This window comes from Bacillus cereus group sp. Bce041, assembly GCF_052646455.1.
On sequence record NZ_JBQXON010000003.1, the window covers coordinates 122,997 to 148,158 of the forward strand.

Sequence of the window (25,162 nt, forward strand, 5' to 3'; positions counted from 1 at the left end):
CTTCCATATTATATTAAATAAGAAGCAGGTTAAATACGGAGGTGATTTTGATTAAGACTACTTTAATTTCTCATTTTTACAATGAAGAATATTTACTTCCGTGGTGGTTAATGCACCATACAAAGCTATTTGATCATGGCATTCTTATTAACCGTGGATCCACTGATCGTTCAGTTGAAATCTGTAAAACATTCGCTCCTAATTGGGAAATACGAAACTCAAAATCATTCGAATTTGATGCTTATTTAGTTGATCAAGAAGTTATGGAAATTGAAAGAGAAATTACAGGATGGAAAATGGTATTGAATACGACAGAATTCCTGTGCTGTTATAATAAAGAACAATTTTTCAAATCACTTAACACTATGGGCGGCAATATGTTTTCAATAAGAATGATTATGATGATTGATGAACCGACTCATGGCTACACTAATCCAAGATATAGCTCTCCGCTTGTTAAACAACGTTATCACGGCATAATAATTCAACCTAATCCAAACCAACTATATCTTAACGGTAGATTAATTCACAATAATTCGCACGGGAACTATAGAGTCGGGAGACATGGTTCGCATTATCCTTATAGCATTTACATGGAACCTGCTTTTATTTTTAAATTTTTTTATAGTCCATGGAACGATGCAATGAAAAAACGAAAATTACAAATCGGGCCTACTCTTTCTCAACATAGTGTACGACGCGGATTAGGTTCTCATCACTTAACAACAATTGAAAAATTAGAAAAAAAATACAAATACTATGCAACCTTAACTACGGATCTCCGGTTATTCCCAGAATACCAAATTATATTTCCTGATCTTTGTCCTTAATGTCATGAATATTTAGTTTCGACATCCATCCGTTTTTTATTAACATACCAACTCCAACTAAATACTTTTCTCTAGTAGAAATCTGAGCTAGAACTCTTGCTGCACGGAAATTCCTCTTATTTAATCTCGTATCACTAGCCTATAATCTTTCATACCATTTCATTAAGCACTTGATGTTGGATCAGAAATAAAAAATGGTAGTTCATTTGGAAAATTTTCAATTTCAGATTTTATACCTTCTAAAACAAAGAATTCAAACAATAGAACCTAAACTAAGATTTTAAGTTATGGCTTTATTTTTTTCTTATTATTCACTTTAAAATCTTTTTATAATAATATTGAAAAATACGATATAATATAAATTACTGTTCTTTAGGAGGATCACAATGGCTGATAAGTATAAATTTTTTATTCTCATTGTTACCGCATTTTTTTCATTCTTTTCTTTAATAAAAGATTTCCGCAACACTTCAAAAAGTTTCTTTTGGGGTAGTTTTATCATTCTTACAAGCTTCATGATACTATTAATACATGCTCTAGATTTAACTCAAATACTTTTTTATCCAAAGCAAATTGCACTTGAATTTATTACAATACCACGTAAATTATTTCTACCATCTGTCACTGAGGCCGCCAGTTCCCTCCAACACTAAGATAATAATTTGATTAAGAGCTCTTTCTAAAAGAGCTCTCTTTTTTAACATAAACATACGATATACAAAATCCAACCTTAACCACTTAATTACTTATAAGAACCTAACTTATAAAACGCATAATAATTATATTTATTTACTAGTATACAAGCCGTATCTCTTAGTAGAAGCACAGCATAATATACGATACAGGACAAAACTTTCAAAAAACTTGTCTAAGTTAATTCTCAAAAAGGGGTGAATATAAATGCCTATCGTTAAACCTTTTATAGCAGGAAGACGATTTGTAAGTACAGCAGCAACAGGAACTGCTGCTGGAGCAGATTTAACTTTTGCTAACACAGACTTCACTGATGACACTGGTGCTGTAACAACATTCCCTGCTTCTTATGCCTTTTTAACACTTTATATTAATGGTGTTATTCAAACAGGTGATACTATTACTGGTGTGACTACTACAGCTGCTACTATTGTAGGAGGAGCAGTCCTAGATGGAGGCACTCCTATCGCAATTGAATTTACTATAACGTAAATTTAGTTGTCTTTTTAGAGGTTTCATTGAAAGAAACCTCTAATTTTAAAAATTCACATCAATTTTAGTAGCAACTACATAATACAGTGCACATACTAGATAGAATGATAGAATTTTATACTCACTCTCAAAAAGAGCACTTATCTATAGCGATCTTTTATATAGCGCAATAATTTTTCGCCTATTTGCTCTTGGAGAACCGACTAAGCAGTTAGTTAAATTAGCTAACTGCTTTTTCCATATAGTATTTATTATTATTCATAGCTTTATCCGTAATAGTAATGCTTGTGCACTATCTACTATAAATTTTCATATATTGTATTATGCTTGTCCAAAATGTGAAGTTAATACTCACGAAATCTAAATACAAGAAAGGAGTGAAAATATGCGCTCATCCATTCGTAAATTCGCTAATTTTAATTGTGAAGCACAAGCACCTAGTTCACTACCTGCCCTAGGTTTTGCCTTCAATGCTACTTCACCTCAATTTGCAACATTATTTACACCACTACTATTACCTAGTACAGGCCCAAATCCTAACATTACTGTCCCTGTAATTAATGATACAATTAGTACTGGAACTGGTATTAAAATTCAGGTAGCTGGTATTTATCAAATTAGCTATACATTAACGATTAGCCTTGATAACGTCCCATTAGCCCCGGAAGCAGCTCGCTTTTTCTTGACATTAAATTCATCGACTAATATTATTGCAGGATCCGGATCCGCAGTCCGTTCTAATATTATCGGAACTGGTGAAGTCGATGTATCAAGTGGGGTCATTCTAATTAACTTAAACCCTGGTGATTTAATTCAAATTGTCCCCGTTGAAGTAATAGGTACAGTAGATATTCGTTCTGCAGCGTTAACAGTTGTGCAAATTCGTTAATAAAGTGAAACTTTAATCAGCCCTCACCAATGGGCTTTTATGGGCAGTCCAGCCCCCACCTAACTTCTTTGCTTCCGCTAAATTTTAAGGTGGGGGTCTTACTGTCCGGCAAATAGCAGGATAAAAACAAAAGACTTAGCTAATTAATATTTATTGTTCCTTATACACAATATCTTTTTATAGATTTGACACACATTTATATTAAACAAGCATATTTTATTGTATGACTATATAGTCATACAAATCTAAAGCGTTCATAAAAGCACACTTATATGTGTGCTTTATTTTTAATTAAAACCTACAACATCCTCACACAATATCCATATATTATCTTGATTCCTCTCTAAATGTATGGTTTGTCTCAGAGCGCTTTTAACAGCGCTCTTTTTATTTAAACTCCGATTTTTAAAGTTCGATTTTATGATTTACGTTATTATACACATGCTACGCTACTTTTGAAACAAGGTATACATCCAAAGACTGTAAGTGAACACTTCAGTTATAAAGATATGTTCATAACATTAAATCGCTATTCACATGTTTTGCCTGGAATGCAGGTGGATGCTGTTAAAATATGTAGTGAAAGACCATTTGGATAGTAATATTTGCAAATATAAAAAATGCGGTTTCTCCTCTCAAGAGAAACCGCAACATATCAATGCTTTTACTATATTTTAAACTGACTCGTATACAAATCAAAATAAAACCCTCTATCTTCCATGAGAGATTCATGATTCCCTCTTTCTAAAATATTTCCATCTTTTATAACAAGAATTTGATCTGCTTTTTCAATTGTTTTAAGTCGATGAGCGATCACAAAACTTGTGCGACCTCTCATTAAATTATTTAGTCCTGCTTGTATTTGTAATTCTGTTCTTGTATCAATATTTGATGTCGCTTCATCGAGAATTAATATATCTGCATCTGCTAAAATTGCTCGTGCAATCGCTAGAAGTTGTTTTTGTCCTTGACTTAAATTCGATCCTTCTGAAGTAATTTCTGTTTCATATTGATTTGGCAAATGCTTAATAAAAGAATGTGCAGATGCTGCCTTAGCTGCAGTGATAACTTCTTCATCAGTAGCATCTAAGCGTCCATAACGGATATTATCCATAATCGAACCAGCAAATAAATACGTATCCTGTAAAACTACTCCTATTTTACTTCGTAAAGAATTAATATCATAATCTTTTATATCTTTTCCATCAATATGAATTTGTCCTTGCTGTATATCGTAAAAGCGAGTTAATAAATTAATGATTGTTGTTTTCCCTGATCCAGTCGGACCAACTAAAGCAATTGTCTCTCCTGGCTGCGCTTTAAGACTCACTTCTTTTAAAATCGTTTTATTTTCTGCGTAGCCAAATGAAACATTCTCAAGTACAACATGCCCTTGTAAATTTTGTACAACGAATGCGTCTTTTTTATTTTGAATTTCTGGTACCTCATCCATAATTTCAAAAACACGTTCTCCACCAGCAACTGCCGCTTGAATTGTATTCATTAAAGTCGCAAATTGACTTAGCGGTCTTGAGAATTGACGAGAATAATTAATAAAAGCCGCAATAACTCCTACTGTTGTCATTCCGTTTAAGACCATAACTGATCCAGTCCCAATGACAAGGCCCATACCTAAATTATTAATAAAGTTCATACTTGGAAAAATAAAAGCTGAAAATGTATCAGCCTTCGTAGCTGAAACTCTTAGCTGTTCATTAATTTTATTGAAATTTTGTACAGTTTCTTTTTCTTTTCCGTACAACGTTGTAACATCCGCACCTGTAATTGCTTCCTCAATAAATCCATTTAATTCACCTAAATCTTTTTGACGCTTCGCAAAGTTTTTACCACTATATGCAACTAGTTTTTTTGTAACGTAAAACATAATAGGTACTGTAATTAAAGTTACAATTGCTAAAATCCAATTTAAAGCGAACATCGCAATCGTTACACCTATAAAAGTTAACGCTGATGAAATAATTTGTACAACACTTTGTGTCAAAGCTTGATTCAAATTATCTATATCATTTGTCACACGGCTCATTAAATCACCTTGGGAACGCACATCAAAGAACCGTAAAGAAAGCGTTTGGATTTTCTCAAAAATATCTTGTCGTATTTTTTGAATTGTTTTTAATGCAACGTTAATCATGACAAATGTTTGTAACCATGTTAAAAGTACAGTTACACCGTAAATTGCGATAAGTAACATACACATTCTTGCTGTACCACTTAAATCTTTCGGTACAATATATTGATCAATAATGACCCCCATAAAATAGGGACCTAATAATCCAAGTAAAGTAGTAACAACGACTAGAAATATAACAAACATAAGAGCAGCTTTTTGGTAGCCCATATAGTTCCATATCCGCATTACAGTTCCTTGAGCATTTTTAGCTTTCCCCATCTTTGGCGTGTTTCGTCCACCTTTATTAGCAAATTGCCCTTGAAAATTACGCATGTTCTTCCCCACCTTCTTTATGCAAATTACCACCTTGGGAAAGATAAATTTCCTGATAAACCTCACTTCGTTCTAACAATTGTTCATGTGTACCATTGCCAACTAATTCACCATTATCTAATACAAGTATTTTATCCGCATCCATTATGGAAGAAATTTTGGACGCGATTAATAAAGTCGTTGTGCCTTTATATTTTGTTTTTAAAGCTGTTTGAATAGTAGCCTCTGATTTTGCATCAACTGCTGATGTAGAATCATCTAATATGAGAATCGGTGGTTTTCTCACAAGTGCCCTTGCAATTGATACACGTTGTTTTTGTCCACCTGATAGATTTGTCGCACCTTGTGTTAAATTATATTGATAAGATTCTTCCAGCTTATTGATAAACTCAGTCGCACAAGCTGATGCAGCTGCTACTTCCAGCTCATCATGTGTTGCATTTTCTTTACCATAACGTAAATTCTCTTCTATACTACCTGAGAACAACAAAGCCTTCTGAGGTACAAACCCTATTGAAGCACGGAGTTTTTGCAAATCATATGTTTTAACATCTATTCCATCTATACATATTTCACCTTGATCCACATCATATAGACGTGGTAACAGTTTCGCTAAGGTAGATTTACCACTTCCAGTTGATCCAATAATCCCTACTTTTTCACCTTTTTGTATGTTAAACGAAATATCTTTTAAAACGTATTCATTATTTTTCGTATAGCTATAACTAACATTTTTAAATTCGATATTCCCCTCGATTTTCTCAGGTTCGATTGCATTCGCTTCGCTTATTATATCAACCTCGGTATTTAACACTTGCTGTACACGATCCGCAGATGGAAAAGCTCTCGCAATTTGAATAAATACCATGCTAATCGACATAAGTGACATTAAAATGATATTCAAGTAATTAATAAATGCCAAAATCGCTCCTACTTGAAGCGTTCCATTGAATACTTTTTCTCCACCAATCCATAATGTTGCGACAATCCCGCCACTTACAACTAGCATAATGATTGGCATCATTAAAGAAATAAGCTGCACAGCTCGAATATTTATCTTCGTTAAATTTGTATTTACACTTCCAAATTGAGCGATTTCATATTTTTGTCTTACATACGCTTTTATAACACGTACACCAGATAAATTTTCTTGTAACTTTGTATTCACTTTGTCCAATGCCTCTTGCACCTTTTTAAATGTACCACTTGCTTTACTTGCAATTAAAATAATCGCAAGTAATAAAATCGGAACAACTACAAGTAATATTGGAAATAACTCTCTTGCTGTTACAAAAACAATAATTATACTTCCGATAAATAACAGCGGACCACGAACGAGAACACGTAATGTCATCGTCATTGCTGATTGAATGGAAGTGATATCATTCGTCACGATCGTTAATAATTTACCTGTTCCAAATGAATCACGATTATTACTAGAAAATGTTTCTATTTTCGCAAACACATCTTTTCGTATGTCAGTAGCGAAATTAACAGCTGCTTTTGTAGAATACATCATACACCCAAGCCCTCCAACTAAACCGAGTGCTGCTGCTCCTATCATAAGAAGCCCCATTTTTATTACATAATTTAAATCCCGATTTGCAATCCCAACATCAATGATATGTTGCATAATAGTCGGTTGAATTAAGTCCATCGCAACCTCAAGTACCATAAATAGCGGTCCAATAATAGCGAAGAACATGTATGGTTTTAAATACTGTAATAACTTACGAAATGATTTCATACATAGTCTCCTTTTCCCATGAAATTACCACTGAATAATTCATATCCCTCCTTATTTAAGCGATATTTTTTGTAATTTCTTCATTACTTCTATTATATTATGTAAATTAATATTTAACATTATTAAATGATAAGTATTAATGACTTTCTGGTCAATACATATGCTTTATATTATGTAAATACAAAAACCGCATTCTTAATGAAAAGAATACGGTTTTTCATCTATAATTCTTCAATTGTAAAATGTAAAAACTCAGTCTCAAATCCCTTATTTTTAGAAGGACTACACGTGTAAAAACCTATTTTAATAGGCTCATTTCCTATATCCTCCATTAAATGAGCGATTCTTATTTGTTCCCATTGATGTCTCTTTTTCACATATATTGTATAATCACCGCGTTTTCGAATAATTCGAAAACGAAGTTGTTGCTTAGCTGCTTCAGTTGGATAATCTTGCGTTGACCAATCAGAATATCCATTATTCGTTACGACAGCACCTAAGTGAGATGGCCCTTCGGGGATATATTCTAAAGATGTTTTTAGCCAACAGTTCTCCGAAATCATAACAAAAAGACCTGCTTGATCGAATTTTGAATTTGGATTCATACGTAACTGAACTTCAGCTTGAAAGTCTGTCATCATCTCATTATAAAATACATGACCATTCATTACTTCAAAACCATAATGTGTTTTAAGCCAAAAATCAGTTTCTGCTTTCGAACGGACAATAAACGCATGATTATCATTAATTTTATAGTATTCAGGTACATTCATTATAGTGAGTTGCTCAATATGTTCTGGTATATACGATATATTCATAGCTCCTCCATAATAAAGCATTTATATAGACATTTAAAACTCCGCTAATACTGGGAATTTATAACCTTTAAAATCTAACTCTTTATCACTTCGAACCATTAAATACTTGCTAGACTGTACTTCTGTAAACTGTACTTCCTCAACCCCTAATTGATCCGGAGAAAAATAAAATTCGATTTCCGTAAACCTTTCATTGATTTCTCCACATAATTCATCTAAAACCGGAAGTACTGGCGCAAATACTCCAAATAATTTCAACTTTTCATTTTCTACTTCATAAACGATTAGAGCATCTAGTTTCTCTGAATAATACAATTTCTCATTCCATTCCGAATCATACATATTCAAATAAAATGAAGGATGGAAGTTTAAAGTTGAAAAACTATTTGAAAGTCTTTGGCTACTATCAATAGTTTCATGTATTAACTGTCTATTCTCTATATTATAGTAATCTAACTTTTTAAGTAGTGAATCGTTATTATTAATATTTTTATCATATGGTATAGTCATCAAATATTCCTGCACAACTTTAAATCCAAATGCTGTATATAGTTCAGGGTTTTCCGTAAACAATAATGCACATTCACATTTCTTATCGATTTCTTCTATCATTTTACCCATTAATTGTGTCATTAACCCTTGTCTACGAAAATTAGGGTGTGTCATTACTGATTGAATACCCGCTGCATTTATTTTTTCACCATTAATTAATAATGGGAGTGAAAATGCCGCAACATTTGCAATCACTTTATCTTCTTGTAAAAATGATAAAGCTTTATATGTATCATCCCAATATCCTTTATCCGAAAAATCATTCAATGTTTGAGTTGTAATTCCAAACACTTCTTCAAATAAAGGAAATAACTGCTCTCTTTTCGGTTCTTCTATTAGAAGACTTGCCAATTTTTCAACATTCCCCATGTTGTACCTCCAAATGTTAAATTCCATTAAATTAGATATACTTATATGACCTACTCTTAAAAATAGAGGTCTTACCAATCAATATACTATCACAAAACATAAAAAAAAAGTCTAATTAATTTTATGTTTTGACTATTTGAAAATAAGTCGAATAAAACGATATTAAGATTTTTGGATATTAATTAGTTTATTATACAAAAATAGCGCTTTCTAATTAGCTTTTACTAATAGAAATACACTATTTATAATAAAATATTTTTAGTCTTTTATTCCTTCAAGTCTTTCCTTCGTATTAATTTCTTCTCCACTTATACGCTTTTCAAAAGACTTTCTCCAACTACATGAAAGTGCATTTACTTCTAATATCCTTTTTACCCCTTCAATATTTTGTTTTTCCTTATGCATGATACGATTAGCAAACGCTACTGAAACACCTTTTGGATCAGACTGTAGTTTTTTTAAGGTATCGACTGATGATACCCATCCTTCTTTTAATACACGAAAATAAAATCCTGTATATCCTGTTTCTTGAAAATATAGTGGTAACTTTGGAATATTATATTTTTTTGCTAATTTAAAACAAGGTTGCCTTGGTTGTGTTACCTGTACGATTGCCTGTCCTAGCTCAAACGTATCACCAATACAAACATCCTCTTCGCGCATACCACTAACTGTTATATTTTCTCCGAAAGCCCCATATACAAAATCTTGATTCAATTCTTTTTCCCAATATGGATAGTGATCACCAGTATAAACACAAACTGCTTTATCTACTCCTCCATGATGAACTAAGTCAGCTTGTCCATCCCCATTAAATTTTACAAAGGATAAATATACCGGTTCCTTTACTTGTTTCTTATTTATGCCTGTATGAATTACTTTTCCGCCGTATGTAACCTCTTTTGGTAATCCTATATTTAAAGATAATAATTGATATTCATTAGCCATTCTATTTCCTCCTTTAAAGGTGTTACATGTATTTTCTCTCGATTAATTTTTACAAACCTCTCTGTTATATAAAGATGATTATAAAACCTCTAAAATCATTGTTCAATTCAATTGTTTATATAATAATGATAGGTATAACCTATTATTATTCTTGAGGTGATTCCAATCGAATTACGACAACTTGAATACTTTTTAGCTGTTTCAAAAGAATTACATTTCACAAAAGCAGCTGAGAAATTAAATATTTCACAGCCTTCACTAAGTCAACAAATACGTGCATTAGAGCATGAAGTAGGAATGCCACTTTTCGATCGAATTGGTAAAAAAATATCTTTAACTGAAGCAGGGAAGGTTTTATTATCACATAGTAAAACCATTTTTCATGAAGTCGAACAAGCTCGTTCAGCTATTCAAGACCTAAACGGATTACAGCAAGGTTCCTTAACAATAGGGGCTTTGTTAACCGTCGTAAATTATTTACTACCACCAGCTATTTTAAATTTTAATAATTTATATCCTAATATAGAGCTTTCTGTATTAGGGCTTCGTACAGGAGATATTCGTGAAAAATTATTACAAAACGAACTAGATATTGGAATTACATTTCTCCCGGTGCAAGATAAAGAGATTATCTCCATCCCTCTATACAAAAGCGATCTTACATTGGTCGTGCCCACTGGTCATCGATTAGCTGAACGTAATCATGTATCTATTGCTGAATTACAGAACTACCCTTTAATTCTTTTACCTAAAAATTTCTTTTTAACCGAACTAATTACATCTCATTGTCAAAAGTTAAACTTTAAACCAAGGCCAATTTTAGAAATTAGTACGATGGAATCTTTAATCCAAATGGTTTCCAAAGGAATGGGAATTACAGTGTTACCCAAACCATATATAGACTTTTTACAAAATAAAAACATTCAAGCTATTAAAATAGAAAACCCTACTCCAATAATTGAAATAGGGCTAATTTATAGAAAAGATAAATATATGTGTGCTGCAACTCGAGAATTTATTGAGCAACTAAAAATCACAGTACGTTCTTTCCAAAACTAAACAAAAGAGATTATCCTATGAAACCGTTTCACAACAATTTAGTAGAATAATCTCTTTTCAAAACAAAGTAAACATTATATTTAACTCTTATAAACTTTAATGTACCTTTTTAGATATTGGAATATATTTAGTAAAATATGCACCAACTAGCAATAATACAATTGAAAATAACCAAGTAAAAGCACCGCCAAAATGAAACCAATATGCAAACATATTTAAGATTGCAAGTGAAAAGAAGCAAATAGAAGTTACCGCACTTTTCAATCCTTTTATCCCAGACTTTTTTCTCTTTTGATAAGCAATATACATCGCAATGACAAGAAAAAAGATAAGAACAAATGGTAACATAACCTTTAGTATTGATAATCCCTCCAGTATAAATGCACTCTTTACATCACCATCTTATCCCATTTATCTTTTAGGTATCAATTCATTCTTATCTTCCTTCCAAAAGTCAGTATAAGTTTTATTTTTAAAGTTCACGTTCACCTCAGAAAACGGCATACTTCCTCCAACTTTCAATGAATACCAGTCGTTTAAAAGTGGTGATCCGAAACAAATCTTCATTGTACGATCATGTAAATCGAATAATACAGAATGTAAAGTTCCAAACCATTCTTCATAGTTATGCACAGTAAGTCCAGCAGGATATTCTTCTTCTACTAACTTTTTTAAAGACTCTATGCTTACTTGTTCACATCTATTTAAATGCTCATGTAAAAGGTAATATCTCTTTGTTGATTGTTCTAATTTCCTATTATTTAATTTCTGAATTGATGAACTAACTGCATGGTTTGTTGATACAATAAAAGCTTGTTTTTCATCATCAATCATTATTGTGGATTTATGACCGTCAAATATTTCAATATATGCTGCATTTAAAGGATCAGCTATTATTAAATTAATATTACTAGCAATTGGGATTTCTTCTATTAGTAACTTAGCTTCCTGCACATTTTTACATTTCTCCAACAACAATCGAATTACCGCAAAACATTGTAAACCACTCACCATTGGCTTTCTTAAACCTGCAATATTTCCTACTGGTTGACCACATGCTGAAAATGTAACAGCTAATCCATGCTCGTTTATCCCTTCCGTTCGGCCAAAATATTGAGTAGAAAAGCCACTATGTGCATACGCACCTTCAACATGAGTTGAACAAAAACGCATATCATCTATTACTGGTGACAAATCATAATTCCTTAATACATATGTGTGCTCTAAATCGGTCTTTTTAGGTAATACTGCACAATGACTACAACCTGCTTTCAATAGTGTTTGATAGTAATACATCATATTTTTTGAAGGAATTTTTAACACTTCACAAAACCCCTCAATTTCTTCATTTATGCCTGGACAATGTTTGTTTAGTATATTTCTCGATTCTGTCCAATGGTTATTAGATATTACATTTTCTTCGTGTATAAATTGCGGGATGAGATACGGATTTTGTTTCACGAATTCCCCTTGTTGCTTTCCAATCTCATAATAACTTCCTTTTAATGATGAAAAATACCCCTTTACTTGATACATCAAACTCCCCCTCACATTGGATATATCCATATCGTACCAAATGGATTTCATTCATCCTTGATGTTTTTTACTATCTTTCTTTAACACCATCCCATTTTAATATCTCCACTAATAATTATTTACTAGACAATTAAAGTTTTGTTAATATTGCTGTAATAGCTTTATTTCAAAATAAAGTAGTTTGGATATCAAATGAGCAAAATACTTTGTTAAACCCACTTATAAGCAATCATCTAATTCATGAAATCAAAAAACTTATTTATCAAAATAAAAGGAGAATTTATGTATGAGTAGTTGCAAACCAATTGATAAATTAACTATTGAGGACCTAAAACAAAACCCCATTTGGGAATGGGCAATAGATGAAGAGGAAAACGAAGAACATGACGAAACATGGGTAAAACCAGCGGCAACTACTAATTTTACAGAAGAATTAAACGGTTCAATCGTACTAGGCGAATTATTCTTACATAATGGTGAAAAATTCCCTATGATGTGTGAAATTGATATTGAAGGTGACGAGGCCGTAATTCGTTCTGTTGTTTATTATAAGGAAGCAAAAAATGAGTATATTGCTATAGAAGATATTGTGAAAACGGTCGAAATGCCGTTATCGATTATTATTAATCTTACAATTCATGCAGAATCAAAAACCTTACGCTTCACTGCACATAAAGTAGACATTTATAAAAATTCAATAACGACTAATTTTAATTAAAGTCGGCCGAAATAAAGAAAACAATTATGAAATACAAACTGGGGAGTCATTAACGATTCCCCAGTTTTTTAAACTATATTAAAGTATCCCCTTTTCCACTAAAGTCTCTGCAATTTGAACTGAATTCCAAGCCGCACCTTTTAATAGGTTATCGGAAACAATCCAGAGGTGGAATCCGTTTGGCGTATCAGGATCTTTACGTATTCTTCCGACAAATGTATCTATTTTCCCTTCTGCATATAATGGCATTGGATACAGCTGTTCACTAGGGTTATCCTGCAAAATAACACCTGGTGCATCCATTAGTATTCCCTTGATTTCCGCAACGCTTGCTTCTTTTTCCAGTTCTATATAAACCGATTCTGAATGCCCCGATACAACTGGAACACGTACACAAGTAGCTGCCATTTTCAAGTTTTCATCTTCTAATATTTTCTTCGTTTCTTGAATCATTTTGACTTCTTCAAAAGTAAAATCATTGTCTGTAAATATATCTACTTGAGGCAGTACATTAAATGCTATTGGATAATGTTTTTTATCTTTTTTCACCGGTAATATATCACTCTTCACTTCTTCACCTGCAAGTATAGACTTAGCCTGCTCTCGTAATTCATGAATCGCATGAATGCCAGAACCCGATACAGCTTGATATGTTGAAACGATAATTCTTTCTAAACCAAATGATTTTCGAATCGGCTGAAGTGCTGTTACCATCTGTAGTGCTGAACAATTTGGAACTGCAATGATACCTTTATGCTGTTTTAAAGTGTACGCATTCACTTCCGGAACAACGAGCGGTACACCTTGTGCCATTCGGTACTCACTTGTGTTATCAATTACAATCGCACCACTAGAAACTGCATGAGTTACAAATTGTCTAGATACTTCTCCCCCAGCGCTAAAAAAGGCAATATCTACACCTTCAAAGCTAGTTGTTTTTGCCTCTTGTATAATTATCTCTCGTCCTTTGAATCTTACTTTCTTACCAGCGGATCGTTTTGACGAAAGCAATGTAACTTCAACTATATTAAACTTCATTTCATTCTCTAACAGTTCAATAATTTTTTGCCCTACCGCACCTGTAGCCCCAACAACAGCTACATGATAGCCCTTTTTGATCATCTTTTCTCCTCCAATATCACCTGAATGAATATTTCTACAATTTCATTTTATACAGAATTTAATCATTTGGAAAATTAAAATACATGATATAATCATTCACAAATCATGATAATAAAAGAGGGATCGCTTATGGAAATGAGACATGTTAAAACATTTTGCGCCATTGTGAAGTATGGTAATTTTTCTAAAGCTGCGCACGCGCTAGGTTATGCGCAATCTACTGTTACAGCACATATGAAAGCTTTAGAGAACGATTTACATATTCCTCTTTTCGATCGGTTAGGGAAAAAAGTGCTACTTACAAAAGCCGGTCATCAATTTCATCCTTATGCATTAGAATTACTTTCAATATATGAAAAAGCGCAAGAAATCCCCCAAAATACAGATTATTTAGAAGGTACATTAAGTATTACATCTAATGAATCATTAGCGGTATACCGATTACCACAATTATTACGTACTTACAAACAGAAAAATCCGAAAGTAAATATCGTACTTGAAACGAACACAAATGAACAAGCATTACAAAAATTACGTGAAGGAGAAACAGACGTTGTCTTCATAATTGGAGAAAGTATAGAACATAATGATTTTATTACGCGTACTTTTAGTAATGAAACATTTGGATGGATTTTACCAGCTTATTCCGCTGCACATACAAATCCATTCCAGTTATTACAGGAAACCCAGTTCATTTTTACAGAACAAAGCTGCGGCTATAGGACAATGGTAGATCGTTTTTTACGTCAAAGCGGAAATATTCCAGCTAAAACATTTGAAACTTCCAATGTTGAAGTCATTAAACAATCCGTTATGTGTGAGTTAGGCATTTCAATTCTTCCTTATATCGTTGTACAAGAAAGTTGTCAAAAAGAACAACTATGTTTTCAGCCTATCGAAACTCCAACAGTTATTCAAAGTCATGTAATCTATCATAAATCTAGATGGATTTCCCCGGTGTTACAGTCGTTTCTTTCCTTACTTGAACGAGACTAAAATATTAAGACGTACATATAAAAAGAGTAATTGCCTAATAAGCAATTACTCTCTTTCATTAATTAGTATACTATTTATTAGTCTGTCCCCCACCTGCAATTAATTTACTACCTGAATATGTACCTTTGTTCATAAACAATTGATTAATTAATTCTTTTTGCTCAGCTTCCGACATTACTCCTTTTCCTTCTCCTAAATTCCCACTTTGTAATTTCCAAATCTTATTGTGATCCCCATCAACCTTTTCATATTTCCCTTGTTTCCATCGTTCTAAAATTTCTACATATGTACTTCCCTGCACAAGATCATTACTCTTTACAATATCAATTAAGCTTTCAATCCGCTCTTGTGTAATAAAAATATAGCCCCACTTTTGATCAGCTTTCGCTTTTTGATGTGCCATTTCATGTAATGCTGTCTGTATGTTCTCATCTGTCCATTTAAAATTTTTATTAAAACCACTATTTGGCAATGAATAATTGCCATTTTCTAAAAGCTTTGCATCTTCTGCTTTTACGTTACTATCAGCTAATACTTCTACTGCTGGAGCAGCTGGTGATGCCTTTTTCGCAGCTGGTTTACTATTATTTAAATAATGCAGCATACCATATGTTAAACCTACTCCGATTACCGCCATACCAGCTATAACACCTATTATTTTCAAAAATGTTTTCATCTCGCTTGTTTCCTCCCAAATATCTCTGTTCTGACTACCTAATTATTTCTTATATAAAAACTGTTACTTCATTCAAAATATCGCATCGCATCCCCTATCATATTATTTATATATACTTCCTCATATTGTATTTCTTTTTCTTTAAAATTGAAAGATTATTCTGTTAAATAATGAAAATATTCTACAAATTTTTCCTTTATATTTATAAAGAAACAAAAAAACAACGAGCGCGTTCTACAACACTCGTTGTTTTTACTTTATGCACGATTTTCTTTTAACCACTTCGTAATAGCATCTAACCTCGAAACATCAAAACGTCTTTCTTCACACACATTCAAATTTTTTGAGTTTCTCACTATTTCTAATTCATTATTTCTTACACTTTTCGCCTCAATTAATTTACAATACCCATCTGTAACAGTATTTAAATTTTCATAATAACGTTGAAACGATTTTGATATATGTAAATGTTTTTCAAAGTTTCTTCTTCTTTTCGTCTCATCAGATACTTTCCGCTTTCTAAGTTCTTCATCGTTCGTATATAAATAAAAATATTGATCCGGAAAACCAATTTCCCTATTTATCATCTTTTCTTTATAAAAATTTTCTATTAAAGATAATGGCTGATTAAATATATCAAAATGAAAGCACCAATTATAACTAAGTGGTTGATATATATCCCCATCGAATATTACTAATTCATATTGCTCTGACTTCTGAACAGCTATATTCCAGCGCTCAACTTGTTTTTCAAAATACCATGTTCTATGTTCATTTTTTGGCCTTTCAAATAAAGAATTCACTTCAGGTATTATATAAGCACCATAATTCTTTTCTAATTCACGGCACGTGGTACTTTTACCAACAGCGCTTGCTCCCTCAAATGCTATTATCCCCATAGTTTCCCCCTCTTTCATTAACTAAAATTTCGTTGTTTCGCTTTTCTTCCCCATAACTTTCTCCATAAAACAATTGAAGCGATAGTGAGCATGATTGTTGTAATGATACTACCTTCAATTCCGAACGAGCCTCCATGAAGGAATTCAGGGCCATTTGTTGCAGGTTTAAATAGCGGAGTTGAATATATGGTCATCCCGCTAACTGCAAAACCGTAGACGTTATATTGTGCCCAATTCCAAATGGAATGCCATGCGCAAATCCCCCACAGACTACTGTCTTTTAAAACGTAAAAAGCTGCAAATACACCAACTAATATTATATTCGATATTGAAAGAATTGTAATACCTGGATTAAGTAAATGAAGAAAACCAAATAAGAAAGACGTCACAACAATCCCAACCCATATACGACTTCTAACAGAAAGAACCGGGAATAACCAACCTCGTACAATAATTTCTTCCGTTGCCCCTTGTATTAAAAATGCAACTAGAGATCCTACTATTCCTACTATTACTGTTGAGGTAATATGTTGTACTTGCAATTTCACACTCCCCATTAATAATAGTAGAATAACTGGCGTTGAAATAAATACAAACCCTATTAACGCACCTTTTAAATACTTTCTCATCCATTTCTCTTTCCAAAAGCCAATGGATGAAAAAGGTCTTTTTTCTACAAAACGAACCCATATAAATAAAATAAATATAGCTCCGCCAAACGTTAACACTATTCTAACATTGTCATAAATACCTTTCATGAATATCGTTTCAGCTTTTGGTAAAAATAACATAAATAACATAAAAAGTTCGCCTAAAGTCAAAAATATAATGGCTAATATTACAGCAAAGACTGGATGCACCTTTTTTCTCCCTGCTTTTGCTGCTTCAATTATTATAAATGAATTATTTTTCACTTTCTTTTCTCCTTTTATAATATTTAACTACTACCAGTCAACAACCATATTTTACCATAAAAAATGCAATATTAATATTTACTCTAAGTTTTTCTTACATGATTTTGCATAAATCCAAATTAGGAATAATATATAAATAAAAGAGGTGCCTTTGTGCCTTTACTATTATCACCCAGATTACTCAGTGGTATTACCAGCACTTGCTATTTCCAACCATTTGTTGTAAGATAGTAATTAAGGTCAATTTAACACTATATTTTCTTTGCATATTATCAAGTATCAATCAGGGACATTTTGTACTCCTTATGGATTTTTGATAATATGTGAACTTTTATTTTCATTCAAATAAGGCCGATCATATTGTAATTTTTCTACTTTTAGGAGGCATTACCATGACATTAACAGGTAAAGTAAAATGGTTTAACAGCGAAAAAGGTTTCGGTTTCATCGAAGTTGCAGACGGTAACGACGTATTCGTTCACTTCTCAGCTATCACTGGCGACGGCTTCAAGTCTCTTGACGAAGGTCAAGAAGTTAGCTTCGAAGTTGAAGAAGGTAACCGCGGACCTCAAGCTAAAAACGTTGTAAAGCTATAATTCAAACAATAAAAAGGTTGTTACCAGCAAGGTTAACAACCTTTTTAATATATAACTAAAATTTTTTACATAAAAGGAGTGGTTACATGTATCGCAATCGAAAGAACGATGTAGCAGAAGTACCACCAGAACAAACCCCTGTTTGGGAATGTGAATCAGAGGATTGTTTAGGATGGATGAGAAAGAACTTTTCATTTGAAGAAGAGCCTAAATGCCCTTTATGTAAAAGTAGCATGAAAAGCGGAGAACGTTTATTACCTAAATTAGGTTAATTTATAATAAAAAAAACCTCTTTTAATTAAGAGGTTTTTTTTATTATAAATTTATGTTCTCAATATCAGTTCGTACTATAGAATACAATAATGCATCGTGTTGCTTATTTCCTTGATGAATATATCCACGCAATAGACCTTCCTTTTGGAAGCCATTTTTAGATAACATTCTACAAGAAGTATCATTTTCAGGATATGTAATAGCTCCAATTCTAAACAAACCTAAATCTTTAAATCCATAATCAATAATTTCTCGAGCTGCTTCCGAAGCGTAACCATTTCCCCAATAACGAGGATGCAGATCATATCCAATCTCAGATCGTTTACTCCATAATTGTAAATTGTTTAGTCCAATTGTTCCTATTAAAACGTTCGTTTCTTTTAACACAATTCCCCATCGTATTGCCTTTTTCTCAAAGTAATTTTTTGAAAAAGATTCGATCATACGTGAAGCTTGTCCAAACTCCGTAAAAGAATTCATACCGTAATAACACGTCACTTCATCCAATGAAAAGATTTCATATATTTTTTGACAATAAGATTGTTCTATTTCAACTAAACGTAAGCGTTCTGTTTCTAATATAGGAAATGCCATAGGATCACTCCTTTCTCTCTACTCATTCATTATATCAGAAAAAATATGTATAATTAGTAAAGTCCTTATTGTTCCATAAGTCAAACATTTCTAATGGCGCATTCCCTCTTTATTCTATATACACGAATTGGATACCTTCTGATTGGGACTCAAACATGACGCTATAATTTCCATAAATCAAATTTTAAATTATCAAGAACTGTAAAGAATTTGTTTCTTCATTTTTCCCTTCTAAACAACCACCCTAACCCATACATTTATGGTAAAATATAGTTAATCCATTTTACGCTATGGAGGTGTAAAAATCTATGTATATATTCATCGGCTTATCCCTCTTACTCATATTACTTATTTTTTTATTCGCAAAAAAATTTACACCAAACTCATTCATGATGACTAGCTTTAAAGGCAATAGCTTTAAGACATTTTCAATCGGTATTTTAATCGCTGCCATACTCTCACTTTCATATGGAACTTATCATGCAGTAACATATCAACCTAGTTATTTAGATATTAAATTAAAAAATCAAAACTATACTGTTTTCGGTAATGTAGGCGAATTCGGTTATTTCTCCGAAGAATTATTAAAAAAAGATACAGAAGTACAACTATATTTCGTCTCGTGGAAAACAATAAAGTTAAAAAATCCGGTAATACTTATAGAATAACCTTCAGGAAAACAAGAAACATGGAAGCCAAATATCGTATCAATACCGGTAAATAAATTACAAGAAAAACTTGATATAAAAGATATTTATCAACTATCACCGTATTCATTTAAAGAGTCTGGAGAAATAATATTAACAATAAAAGAAAACAATGTAAAAAACAATACAATTTCCATTCAAATAAAATAAATAAAAACTGTTCCTCCATTTTGCTGAAGGGACAGTTTTTATTTATTCTACAGTATTATTTATTTAATGTATCCATTATTTCATTGGCTATATTCTTTCCATTTCCAATACACGCACCAATTCCAACACCATAATATGAGGCACCAGCTAAATATACATTTGGATAAAGATTCGTCATTTTTTCTTGTAATGCTTGAACCGCTTGATTATGTTCTAAATGATATTTCGGCATTAAATCTTTCCAATTTGTAACTTCAACTACTTCTGGTTCACCTTTAATTCCGAGACTCTTTTCAATATCATATAAAGCGACTCGTACTAATTCTTCTTCACTGTAATTCTTGATTGTTTCATATACCGGATTGGTACTCTTATAAAACATTCTAACTAATAATTTTTGTTTACCCGATGTATGTTTCCACTTTCGACTTGTCCATGTACAAGCATCACAATGTAAATCACTGTTTTCCGTTACAATAAACCCCGTACCATCAGCTGGTAGTTGTTCATCTAGTATGTCAAATCCTAAATAAATACTTATAAGAGATGAGTTTTTAAATGTATTAAACTGCTCATTTAACTCATTAGACTGTAATAAAGTTTGTGCAATATCATGTGGAGCTGCTAAAACAACATAATCAGCTTGTATTGTTTCATGATTTGCAAAAGAAATCTCATATCGATCTTTTTGTTTACTTACAGCCGTCGTTATAGCACCTTTTTTTACGACAGTTTCAGTCAGCACTTCTTCTAAGCGATTAATTATCGTAGATAGTCCACCTTTAAATGATACGAATTTTTTATTTCCTGCTGATTGAAATTGTTTTTTATTCTCTTCAAAACCTTTAATAATACTTCCATACTTATTTTTATAATCCAGTAAATACGGTAATGTAGATGCCATTGTAAGCTCATTCAATTTACCAGAATATACACCTGAAAGCACAGGAGCAATTTGTCTTTCCACTAACTCTTTCCCTAAAAAGCTTTCTAAAAATAAAGCAAGTGATGTATCTTTCGTAAACTCTTTATTTTTCGTTATGAAATCTTTTAAAGCTACGATTTTCCCCTTCGTTGAGACTAGCGTACTGCTAAACAACGACTGGGCGCTCATCGGTATCCCAAATATAGTATCAGAAGGAATCGGATGTAACATGTTTTCAGAATATATGTAAGAAATACCCGTTTCATTATATACCATTTCATTTTCTAAATTTAAATCTTTTACAAGTGGCATAACGTGTTCATTACGAGCAACGATTGAATCCGCTCCTGACTCCATAATGAAATCCTTTTCTTCCACACTATGGATTTTACCACCTAAATACTCTTCTTTCTCAATAAGAATTAAATTTAAATCGATATTATAATCCTTTTTTAATTTTTCTAAATAAAACATAGTAGAAAGTCCCGTTATACCTCCACCGATAACAACAACTGTTTTCATATGTGCTGCGCTCCTAACCGATACAATTAATAATTCCTTTTTATTATAACCAAAAGTCCTTATATTCGACTAGCAAGTTGCGCATTCTGTAAGAAATTAGACAATATATTTTAATATATTTTCAAATTACCTAATAAAAAAGAACTATAACATTTACAAACCCCGTCATAGTTCTCTTTATTTTAAAAACATAAAGTAATTGATTAATTTGTCTAGTTCTTGACTCAATGCCAATACTTTTTCATGTTGAATTCCATAATCCGATACTAAATATAAAAGTTCTTCTTTTTTTATTTCAATTACTTTTTCCAATTTCGCTAGTTCCATGTCGTTTTACATCTCTCCAAAAATAAAATGTATGTATTTCAGTATAGCCTACTTACATAATTAGTAAAAGTAAAATACGCATGTAAAATCTTACATATTTGAAAAAATAATATACTACTAACAAAAAAAGAAACTAGATTAAACATCCTTTTACAGATCATTAGCGTTCATTAAGAATGAATAACATAACGGAATTTTTCTAATGTGATATCTTTATAATTTGGAGCTCTCTGTATATGATTAAAATAACTATATGAGAATTTAAATACATGACCAAAATCCCAATCGAATTCACTATAGTCTTTTATCCAAAATATATTTTCAGTTGGTAAAATATTTGCACGTTTAGATTGAATTAAAGGTAATCGATCTATAGGTGAGTGTAAAGTTACTTCCGTATTCAGCTTGAGCTTTTGGCTAGCTCTTAGTACGTATACTAGTTTTAACAGCGGACGTATCCCTCGTTGAAATATATCTATATGTCCTAAATCGTACATTATATTAATTGCGTGGGAGTATGTAAGCAAATGCCCAATTAAATCATGATGTGATTCCGCTCGATAAATACTATTAAATTTCGATAACTCATTTAAAATGAACTGAGATACTTGTGTTGGATTACTCAATTCACTTTGTATCTCCTCTTCAAAACTTAATTGTTTTACTTCTTTCGTCGTATAACCAATCCACGATCTACCTGGAATTGTTTTTCGAAATGATAAAATAAGAGTAGTAATCCCTTCAATTGCTTGATTATCACCCCATTTTTGTAGCTCTTTCATAGCTAATAAACTTAATGACGCATAAATGACGTTATGCCCCACCCAATGAAGCTCATCAATCGTTTGTTCTAAAGATTTTATAATCATATTTTCCGCAATTTTAAAATCTATTTCTTTTTTATCATCAATCATCTCACCAATTTTTTTCTTGTTCAGCATCATCCTTGTTTGCGAATACATATTACGAGCTGTTTCTTCATCAATATTATTATCTTTCATAAAAAAATAACTAGCAATTGCAGCTGCTCCAAAATGTGCATGCCAAATATCATTTGTTTCTTTTTTACATTGAGAAATAATTGAAAGACCGCCTTTCAAAATACTTTTTTCCATTTTCTTTCTCCCCTATTAAAAATCACTATATTTTCATCCTAAAGATGGTGTCAGTACAAATAAAATGTGATTCGATTCATCACTTTTATTCAAAAATCGATGCTTCACATTCGGTGGAATACGTACAACATCGCCTTCTTCTAAATAATATTCTTTTCCCTCCAATTCCACATACACTTCCCCTTTCATAATAACAGCAATCTCTTCCTTATCTTCATGGGAATAATGGCTTTCTGTTGTGTTTGCTCGTTTATTTAAATCCATCATTAACATTTCAATACGTGCTTTCATAAAATCAGGTGTTAATACATCATATACAATGTGATCATTGTTTTCCCGATATACTTTTTTTCGATCTTTTTTCTTAGAAATGAGCGAATCTGTATCGATATCATTAATAAAAAGTGTAAACAGCGGTACATTTAATGCTTTTGCAATTAACTCCAAAACATTTAAAGAAGGATTAGCATGTCCTCTTTCAATTTGGCTAATTAGTGATGTACTAATTCCTGCATAATCAGCGAATTCACGAATTGTCATATTATTTTTCTTACGATAACTTAATACTGTTTGTCCAAGCCTATCATGTATCATAGTAAAACTTCCTTTCATCCATCATAATGCATATTTCATTGTCTTTGTGCTGACATACTAAACAAAGGCAAATAATCCTTTCCTATTATCTCCGGGACTTATATACTTACCTTTGTACATTATATCGTATTAAGTTTATTATAATAAACATTCTATAGGAGGGACAAACTTTGAAATCACCTATTCTTTCATATTTCATCTTATTTTTTGGTGTATTCGCCTTATCAACTTCAGCAATTTTTGTAAAATTGGCAGATGCTCCTGCGACAATCATTGCTTTTTACCGATTATTCTTTGCCACACTGATCCTGTTACCGTTATTACTATTTAATAAAAATAGTCGAAATGAGCTAAAAACTTTAACGAAAAAACAATGGACATTCGGATTCATATCTGGGCTATTTTTAGCTGCACATTATGTACTATGGTTTGAATCATTACAATATACTTCTGTAGCAAGCTCTACAGTTATCGTAACGTTACAACCTTTGTTCTCAATGATTGGTGGTTATTTTTTATTTAAGGAAAGATTTACGAAAGGAGCGGTTATTGGTTGCCTCATCGCTATTTCAGGTAGTATCATCATTGGCTGGCAAGATTTCCAAATTAGTGGAGAAGCTTTATATGGAGATATTTTAGCATTTATTGCTGCCGGTATCATTACTGCTTATTTTTTCATTAGCCAACACGTTCGTAAAGATTTGTCACTTATACCCTATTCAGTAATTAGTTATGGAAGTAGTGCTGGCTTTCTTGGCATATTTGCTTTCACGCAACAAGAATCTTTCATCCATTACTCTACACAAACTTGGTTGTGCTTTATTGGATTAGCTTTCATTGCTACAATTTTAGGACAAACCATTTTTAATTGGTTATTAAAATGGATGAGTGCTACTGTAATTTCAATGAGTATTTTAGGTGAAACAATTGGCACTTGTATACTAGCGTACTTTATATTACATGAGACCATTTCTTTACAACAAGGACTAGGAATTACCGTTATTTTTATTGGTTTAGTATTATTTTTATTGCAGCCAAGTTCTAATAAAAAAGCATGACAGTATACTGTCATGCTTTTAACTATTCATTATGTACAATTAAACCATTCGGTCTAAAACGACTCATCATAATTTCATTAATAAACTTTCCATGAGCTTTCAAATTCCCTATCTTTACTCCCTCTTCTACAAATCCAAATTTTTCATATAAAGCTTTTGCTTTTGGATTCGTTTCTAATACACCTAGTTCTACTCTCTCTAACATTAACCAATTATCAGCCAAATCAAGCATCTTCGTAAGAAGTGCTCTCCCAATTCCTTTATTATGATATTCACTGTCTACCCCAATGAATAAATCGCCTGAATGAGATCTTCGGCCCGGACTTTGTGTTAAACCTACAAACCCAACAACTTCTCCATCATATTCTGCAACAAATTCAAATTGATTTGGTGCTAAATTTCGAATTCTATTTTCCATAGCCTCTACACGCATGCTAGGTAAGAAAACCATATACGGTAAAACGTCATCCTGTATACATATACGATGAATTGCTCTAGCATCTTGTATTTCTACTGCTCTAACGTTGATTCCCATCTTTCTCTCCTCCATATAAATAACAATATATTTGTGTGTTATTC

27 protein-coding genes and 1 pseudogene are annotated in these 25,162 nt (G+C 32.1%); 11 read left to right on the top strand and 17 right to left on the bottom strand.

All coding sequences use genetic code 11. The features are described from left to right. The first annotated feature begins 47 nt into the window (after nucleotides 1-47). The 4 genes from ACUN13_RS12180 to exsF all read left to right on the top strand — a co-directional run bounded on the left by ACUN13_RS12180 (nucleotide 48) and on the right by exsF (nucleotide 2,904). Entirely contained in the window at nucleotides 48-830 is a 783-nt protein-coding gene (locus ACUN13_RS12180) for a glycosyltransferase family 2 protein (RefSeq protein ID WP_000598280.1), read from the top strand. A gap of 386 nt (nucleotides 831-1,216) precedes the next feature. Next, complete coding sequence (locus tag ACUN13_RS12185; RefSeq protein WP_000774117.1) at nucleotides 1,217-1,483, top strand: hypothetical protein; 267 nt, start codon at nucleotides 1,217-1,219, stop codon at nucleotides 1,481-1,483. 247 nt (nucleotides 1,484-1,730) lie between these two features. Continuing rightward, complete coding sequence (locus tag ACUN13_RS12190; protein WP_001123247.1) at nucleotides 1,731-2,015, top strand: DUF4183 domain-containing protein; 285 nt, start codon at nucleotides 1,731-1,733, stop codon at nucleotides 2,013-2,015. A 385-nt stretch (nucleotides 2,016-2,400) separates the two neighbouring features. Then, on the top strand, nucleotides 2,401-2,904 hold the full coding sequence (exsF, locus tag ACUN13_RS12195; protein WP_001257871.1) for an exosporium protein ExsF: 504 nt from the start codon (nucleotides 2,401-2,403) through the stop codon (nucleotides 2,902-2,904). Between the two features lie 667 nt (nucleotides 2,905-3,571). Here the strand turns inward: exsF and ACUN13_RS12200 are convergent. From ACUN13_RS12200 to ACUN13_RS12220, 5 genes are all read right to left on the bottom strand, one after another. After that, nucleotides 3,572-5,368 carry an ABC transporter ATP-binding protein gene (locus tag ACUN13_RS12200; protein WP_445423796.1) on the bottom strand — a complete coding sequence of 599 codons (1,797 nt, stop codon included), beginning with the start codon at nucleotides 5,366-5,368 and terminating at the stop codon, nucleotides 3,572-3,574. After that, entirely contained in the window at nucleotides 5,361-7,115 is a 1,755-nt protein-coding gene (locus ACUN13_RS12205; protein WP_000834783.1) for an ABC transporter ATP-binding protein, read from the bottom strand. Before ACUN13_RS12205 ends, ACUN13_RS12200 begins: the two co-directional genes overlap by 8 nt. A gap of 221 nt (nucleotides 7,116-7,336) precedes the next feature. Beyond that, entirely contained in the window at nucleotides 7,337-7,933 is a 597-nt protein-coding gene (locus tag ACUN13_RS12210) for a DUF1349 domain-containing protein (protein ID WP_001027672.1), read from the bottom strand. A gap of 33 nt (nucleotides 7,934-7,966) precedes the next feature. Continuing rightward, complete coding sequence (locus ACUN13_RS12215; protein WP_000528674.1) at nucleotides 7,967-8,854, bottom strand: GNAT family N-acetyltransferase; 888 nt, start codon at nucleotides 8,852-8,854, stop codon at nucleotides 7,967-7,969. Nucleotides 8,855-9,112: 258 nt separating this feature from the next. Next, nucleotides 9,113-9,802: an MOSC domain-containing protein gene (locus ACUN13_RS12220; RefSeq protein ID WP_001262990.1), complete on the bottom strand. Its 690-nt coding sequence runs from the start codon at nucleotides 9,800-9,802 to the stop codon at nucleotides 9,113-9,115. A 156-nt stretch (nucleotides 9,803-9,958) separates the two neighbouring features. Between ACUN13_RS12220 and ACUN13_RS12225 the strand changes: the two genes are divergently transcribed. Further along, a complete protein-coding gene (locus ACUN13_RS12225; protein ID WP_000612248.1) occupies nucleotides 9,959-10,861 on the top strand; it encodes a LysR family transcriptional regulator in 903 nt (300 codons plus the stop codon). Between the two features lie 96 nt (nucleotides 10,862-10,957). Here the strand turns inward: ACUN13_RS12225 and ACUN13_RS12230 are convergent, their stop codons facing one another. Beyond that, entirely contained in the window at nucleotides 10,958-11,209 is a 252-nt protein-coding gene (locus tag ACUN13_RS12230) for a hypothetical protein (RefSeq protein ID WP_000936604.1), read from the bottom strand. A 63-nt stretch (nucleotides 11,210-11,272) separates the two neighbouring features. Beyond that, nucleotides 11,273-12,397 carry a C45 family autoproteolytic acyltransferase/hydolase gene (locus ACUN13_RS12235; RefSeq protein WP_000285228.1) on the bottom strand — a complete coding sequence of 375 codons (1,125 nt, stop codon included), beginning with the start codon at nucleotides 12,395-12,397 and terminating at the stop codon, nucleotides 11,273-11,275. 286 nt (nucleotides 12,398-12,683) lie between these two features. On the opposite strand from ACUN13_RS12235, the gene ACUN13_RS12240 reads away from it, so the two are divergent. Then, nucleotides 12,684-13,115, top strand: coding sequence for a hypothetical protein (locus ACUN13_RS12240; protein ID WP_000093107.1), 432 nt, complete (start codon nucleotides 12,684-12,686; stop codon nucleotides 13,113-13,115). A 78-nt stretch (nucleotides 13,116-13,193) separates the two neighbouring features. Here ACUN13_RS12240 and ACUN13_RS12245 read toward each other — a convergent pair whose 3' ends face one another. Next, nucleotides 13,194-14,237 (bottom strand): aspartate-semialdehyde dehydrogenase, encoded by a 1,044-nt coding sequence (locus tag ACUN13_RS12245; protein WP_445423797.1) that lies wholly within the window; start codon nucleotides 14,235-14,237, stop codon nucleotides 13,194-13,196. Between the two features lie 129 nt (nucleotides 14,238-14,366). Here ACUN13_RS12245 and ACUN13_RS12250 point away from each other — a divergent pair, with 129 nt between their 5' ends. Continuing rightward, nucleotides 14,367-15,233, top strand: a complete 867-nt coding sequence (locus ACUN13_RS12250) for a LysR family transcriptional regulator (RefSeq protein WP_000425899.1) — start codon at nucleotides 14,367-14,369, stop codon at nucleotides 15,231-15,233. A gap of 70 nt (nucleotides 15,234-15,303) precedes the next feature. Here the strand turns inward: ACUN13_RS12250 and ACUN13_RS12255 are convergent, their stop codons facing one another. The 3 genes from ACUN13_RS12255 to ACUN13_RS12265 all read right to left on the bottom strand — a co-directional run bounded on the left by ACUN13_RS12255 (nucleotide 15,304) and on the right by ACUN13_RS12265 (nucleotide 17,722). After that, nucleotides 15,304-15,909 carry a PRK06770 family protein gene (locus tag ACUN13_RS12255; protein ID WP_000846980.1) on the bottom strand — a complete coding sequence of 202 codons (606 nt, stop codon included), beginning with the start codon at nucleotides 15,907-15,909 and terminating at the stop codon, nucleotides 15,304-15,306. Between the two features lie 257 nt (nucleotides 15,910-16,166). Then, nucleotides 16,167-16,826: an AAA family ATPase gene (locus tag ACUN13_RS12260; RefSeq protein WP_002024134.1), complete on the bottom strand. Its 660-nt coding sequence runs from the start codon at nucleotides 16,824-16,826 to the stop codon at nucleotides 16,167-16,169. After that, nucleotides 16,826-17,722: a CPBP family intramembrane glutamic endopeptidase gene (locus tag ACUN13_RS12265; protein ID WP_445423798.1), complete on the bottom strand. Its 897-nt coding sequence runs from the start codon at nucleotides 17,720-17,722 to the stop codon at nucleotides 16,826-16,828. Before ACUN13_RS12265 ends, ACUN13_RS12260 begins: the two co-directional genes overlap by 1 nt. 392 nt (nucleotides 17,723-18,114) lie before the next feature. On the opposite strand from ACUN13_RS12265, the gene cspD reads away from it, so the two are divergent. Together cspD and ACUN13_RS12275 are read left to right on the top strand one after the other, a co-directional pair. Next, complete coding sequence (gene cspD, locus ACUN13_RS12270; protein ID WP_000176366.1) at nucleotides 18,115-18,318, top strand: cold-shock protein CspD; 204 nt, start codon at nucleotides 18,115-18,117, stop codon at nucleotides 18,316-18,318. Nucleotides 18,319-18,404: 86 nt separating this feature from the next. Further along, nucleotides 18,405-18,590, top strand: coding sequence for a cold-shock protein (locus tag ACUN13_RS12275; protein WP_000286203.1), 186 nt, complete (start codon nucleotides 18,405-18,407; stop codon nucleotides 18,588-18,590). Nucleotides 18,591-18,633: 43 nt separating this feature from the next. Here the strand turns inward: ACUN13_RS12275 and ACUN13_RS12280 are convergent, their stop codons facing one another. Continuing rightward, the gene (locus tag ACUN13_RS12280) at nucleotides 18,634-19,185 is read right to left on the bottom strand and encodes a GNAT family N-acetyltransferase (protein ID WP_445423799.1); all 552 of its coding nucleotides are present in this window, start codon (nucleotides 19,183-19,185) and stop codon (nucleotides 18,634-18,636) included. 308 nt (nucleotides 19,186-19,493) lie between these two features. Here ACUN13_RS12280 and ACUN13_RS12285 point away from each other — a divergent pair. Then, nucleotides 19,494-20,042 (top strand): annotated as a pseudogene (locus ACUN13_RS12285) (hypothetical protein). A gap of 55 nt (nucleotides 20,043-20,097) precedes the next feature. Here the strand turns inward: ACUN13_RS12285 and ACUN13_RS12290 are convergent. The 4 genes from ACUN13_RS12290 to ACUN13_RS12305 all read right to left on the bottom strand — a co-directional run bounded on the left by ACUN13_RS12290 (nucleotide 20,098) and on the right by ACUN13_RS12305 (nucleotide 23,525). Continuing rightward, nucleotides 20,098-21,489, bottom strand: coding sequence for a protoporphyrinogen oxidase (locus ACUN13_RS12290; protein ID WP_000860352.1), 1,392 nt, complete (start codon nucleotides 21,487-21,489; stop codon nucleotides 20,098-20,100). A gap of 177 nt (nucleotides 21,490-21,666) precedes the next feature. After that, nucleotides 21,667-21,816, bottom strand: coding sequence for an aspartyl-phosphate phosphatase Spo0E family protein (locus ACUN13_RS12295; protein ID WP_000417698.1), 150 nt, complete (start codon nucleotides 21,814-21,816; stop codon nucleotides 21,667-21,669). Nucleotides 21,817-21,986: 170 nt separating this feature from the next. Further along, nucleotides 21,987-22,931, bottom strand: coding sequence for a hypothetical protein (locus ACUN13_RS12300; protein ID WP_000415695.1), 945 nt, complete (start codon nucleotides 22,929-22,931; stop codon nucleotides 21,987-21,989). A 33-nt stretch (nucleotides 22,932-22,964) separates the two neighbouring features. Further along, entirely contained in the window at nucleotides 22,965-23,525 is a 561-nt protein-coding gene (locus ACUN13_RS12305) for a helix-turn-helix domain-containing protein (RefSeq protein WP_000581032.1), read from the bottom strand. A gap of 170 nt (nucleotides 23,526-23,695) precedes the next feature. Between ACUN13_RS12305 and ACUN13_RS12310 the strand changes: the two genes are divergently transcribed. Further along, nucleotides 23,696-24,583, top strand: a complete 888-nt coding sequence (locus tag ACUN13_RS12310) for a DMT family transporter (protein ID WP_000841810.1) — start codon at nucleotides 23,696-23,698, stop codon at nucleotides 24,581-24,583. Nucleotides 24,584-24,605: 22 nt separating this feature from the next. Here ACUN13_RS12310 and ACUN13_RS12315 read toward each other — a convergent pair whose 3' ends face one another. Further along, on the bottom strand, nucleotides 24,606-25,118 hold the full coding sequence (locus tag ACUN13_RS12315; RefSeq protein ID WP_000512619.1) for a GNAT family N-acetyltransferase: 513 nt from the start codon (nucleotides 25,116-25,118) through the stop codon (nucleotides 24,606-24,608). Between the last annotated feature and the right edge of the window lie 44 nt (nucleotides 25,119-25,162).

Bases quoted from the DNA above. Each gene is read 5' to 3' on its own strand.
- ACUN13_RS12240 (WP_000093107.1), top strand. From the start codon at position 12,684: ATGAGTAGTTGCAAACCAATTGATAAATTAACTATTGAGGACCTAAAA.
- ACUN13_RS12275 (WP_000286203.1), top strand. From the start codon at position 18,405: ATGTATCGCAATCGAAAGAACGATGTAGCAGAAGTACCACCAGAACAA.
- cspD (WP_000176366.1), top strand. From the start codon at position 18,115: ATGACATTAACAGGTAAAGTAAAATGGTTTAACAGCGAAAAAGGTTTC.
- ACUN13_RS12205 (WP_000834783.1), bottom strand. From the start codon at position 7,115: ATGAAATCATTTCGTAAGTTATTACAGTATTTAAAACCATACATGTTC.
- ACUN13_RS12245 (WP_445423797.1), bottom strand. From the start codon at position 14,237: ATGATCAAAAAGGGCTATCATGTAGCTGTTGTTGGGGCTACAGGTGCG.
- ACUN13_RS12215 (WP_000528674.1), bottom strand. From the start codon at position 8,854: ATGGGGAATGTTGAAAAATTGGCAAGTCTTCTAATAGAAGAACCGAAA.
- ACUN13_RS12190 (WP_001123247.1), top strand. From the start codon at position 1,731: ATGCCTATCGTTAAACCTTTTATAGCAGGAAGACGATTTGTAAGTACA.
- ACUN13_RS12250 (WP_000425899.1), top strand. From the start codon at position 14,367: ATGGAAATGAGACATGTTAAAACATTTTGCGCCATTGTGAAGTATGGT.
- ACUN13_RS12300 (WP_000415695.1), bottom strand. From the start codon at position 22,931: ATGGAAAAAAGTATTTTGAAAGGCGGTCTTTCAATTATTTCTCAATGT.
- ACUN13_RS12280 (WP_445423799.1), bottom strand. From the start codon at position 19,185: ATGGCATTTCCTATATTAGAAACAGAACGCTTACGTTTAGTTGAAATA.
- ACUN13_RS12255 (WP_000846980.1), bottom strand. From the start codon at position 15,909: ATGAAAACATTTTTGAAAATAATAGGTGTTATAGCTGGTATGGCGGTA.
- ACUN13_RS12230 (WP_000936604.1), bottom strand. From the start codon at position 11,209: ATGTTACCATTTGTTCTTATCTTTTTTCTTGTCATTGCGATGTATATT.
- exsF (WP_001257871.1), top strand. From the start codon at position 2,401: ATGCGCTCATCCATTCGTAAATTCGCTAATTTTAATTGTGAAGCACAA.
- ACUN13_RS12185 (WP_000774117.1), top strand. From the start codon at position 1,217: ATGGCTGATAAGTATAAATTTTTTATTCTCATTGTTACCGCATTTTTT.
- ACUN13_RS12315 (WP_000512619.1), bottom strand. From the start codon at position 25,118: ATGGGAATCAACGTTAGAGCAGTAGAAATACAAGATGCTAGAGCAATT.
- ACUN13_RS12295 (WP_000417698.1), bottom strand. From the start codon at position 21,816: ATGGAACTAGCGAAATTGGAAAAAGTAATTGAAATAAAAAAAGAAGAA.
- ACUN13_RS12210 (WP_001027672.1), bottom strand. From the start codon at position 7,933: ATGAATATATCGTATATACCAGAACATATTGAGCAACTCACTATAATG.
- ACUN13_RS12235 (WP_000285228.1), bottom strand. From the start codon at position 12,397: ATGTATCAAGTAAAGGGGTATTTTTCATCATTAAAAGGAAGTTATTAT.
- ACUN13_RS12220 (WP_001262990.1), bottom strand. From the start codon at position 9,802: ATGGCTAATGAATATCAATTATTATCTTTAAATATAGGATTACCAAAA.
- ACUN13_RS12260 (WP_002024134.1), bottom strand. From the start codon at position 16,826: ATGAAAGAGGGGGAAACTATGGGGATAATAGCATTTGAGGGAGCAAGC.
- ACUN13_RS12290 (WP_000860352.1), bottom strand. From the start codon at position 21,489: ATGAAAACAGTTGTTGTTATCGGTGGAGGTATAACGGGACTTTCTACT.
- ACUN13_RS12305 (WP_000581032.1), bottom strand. From the start codon at position 23,525: ATGATACATGATAGGCTTGGACAAACAGTATTAAGTTATCGTAAGAAA.
- ACUN13_RS12200 (WP_445423796.1), bottom strand. From the start codon at position 5,368: ATGCGTAATTTTCAAGGGCAATTTGCTAATAAAGGTGGACGAAACACG.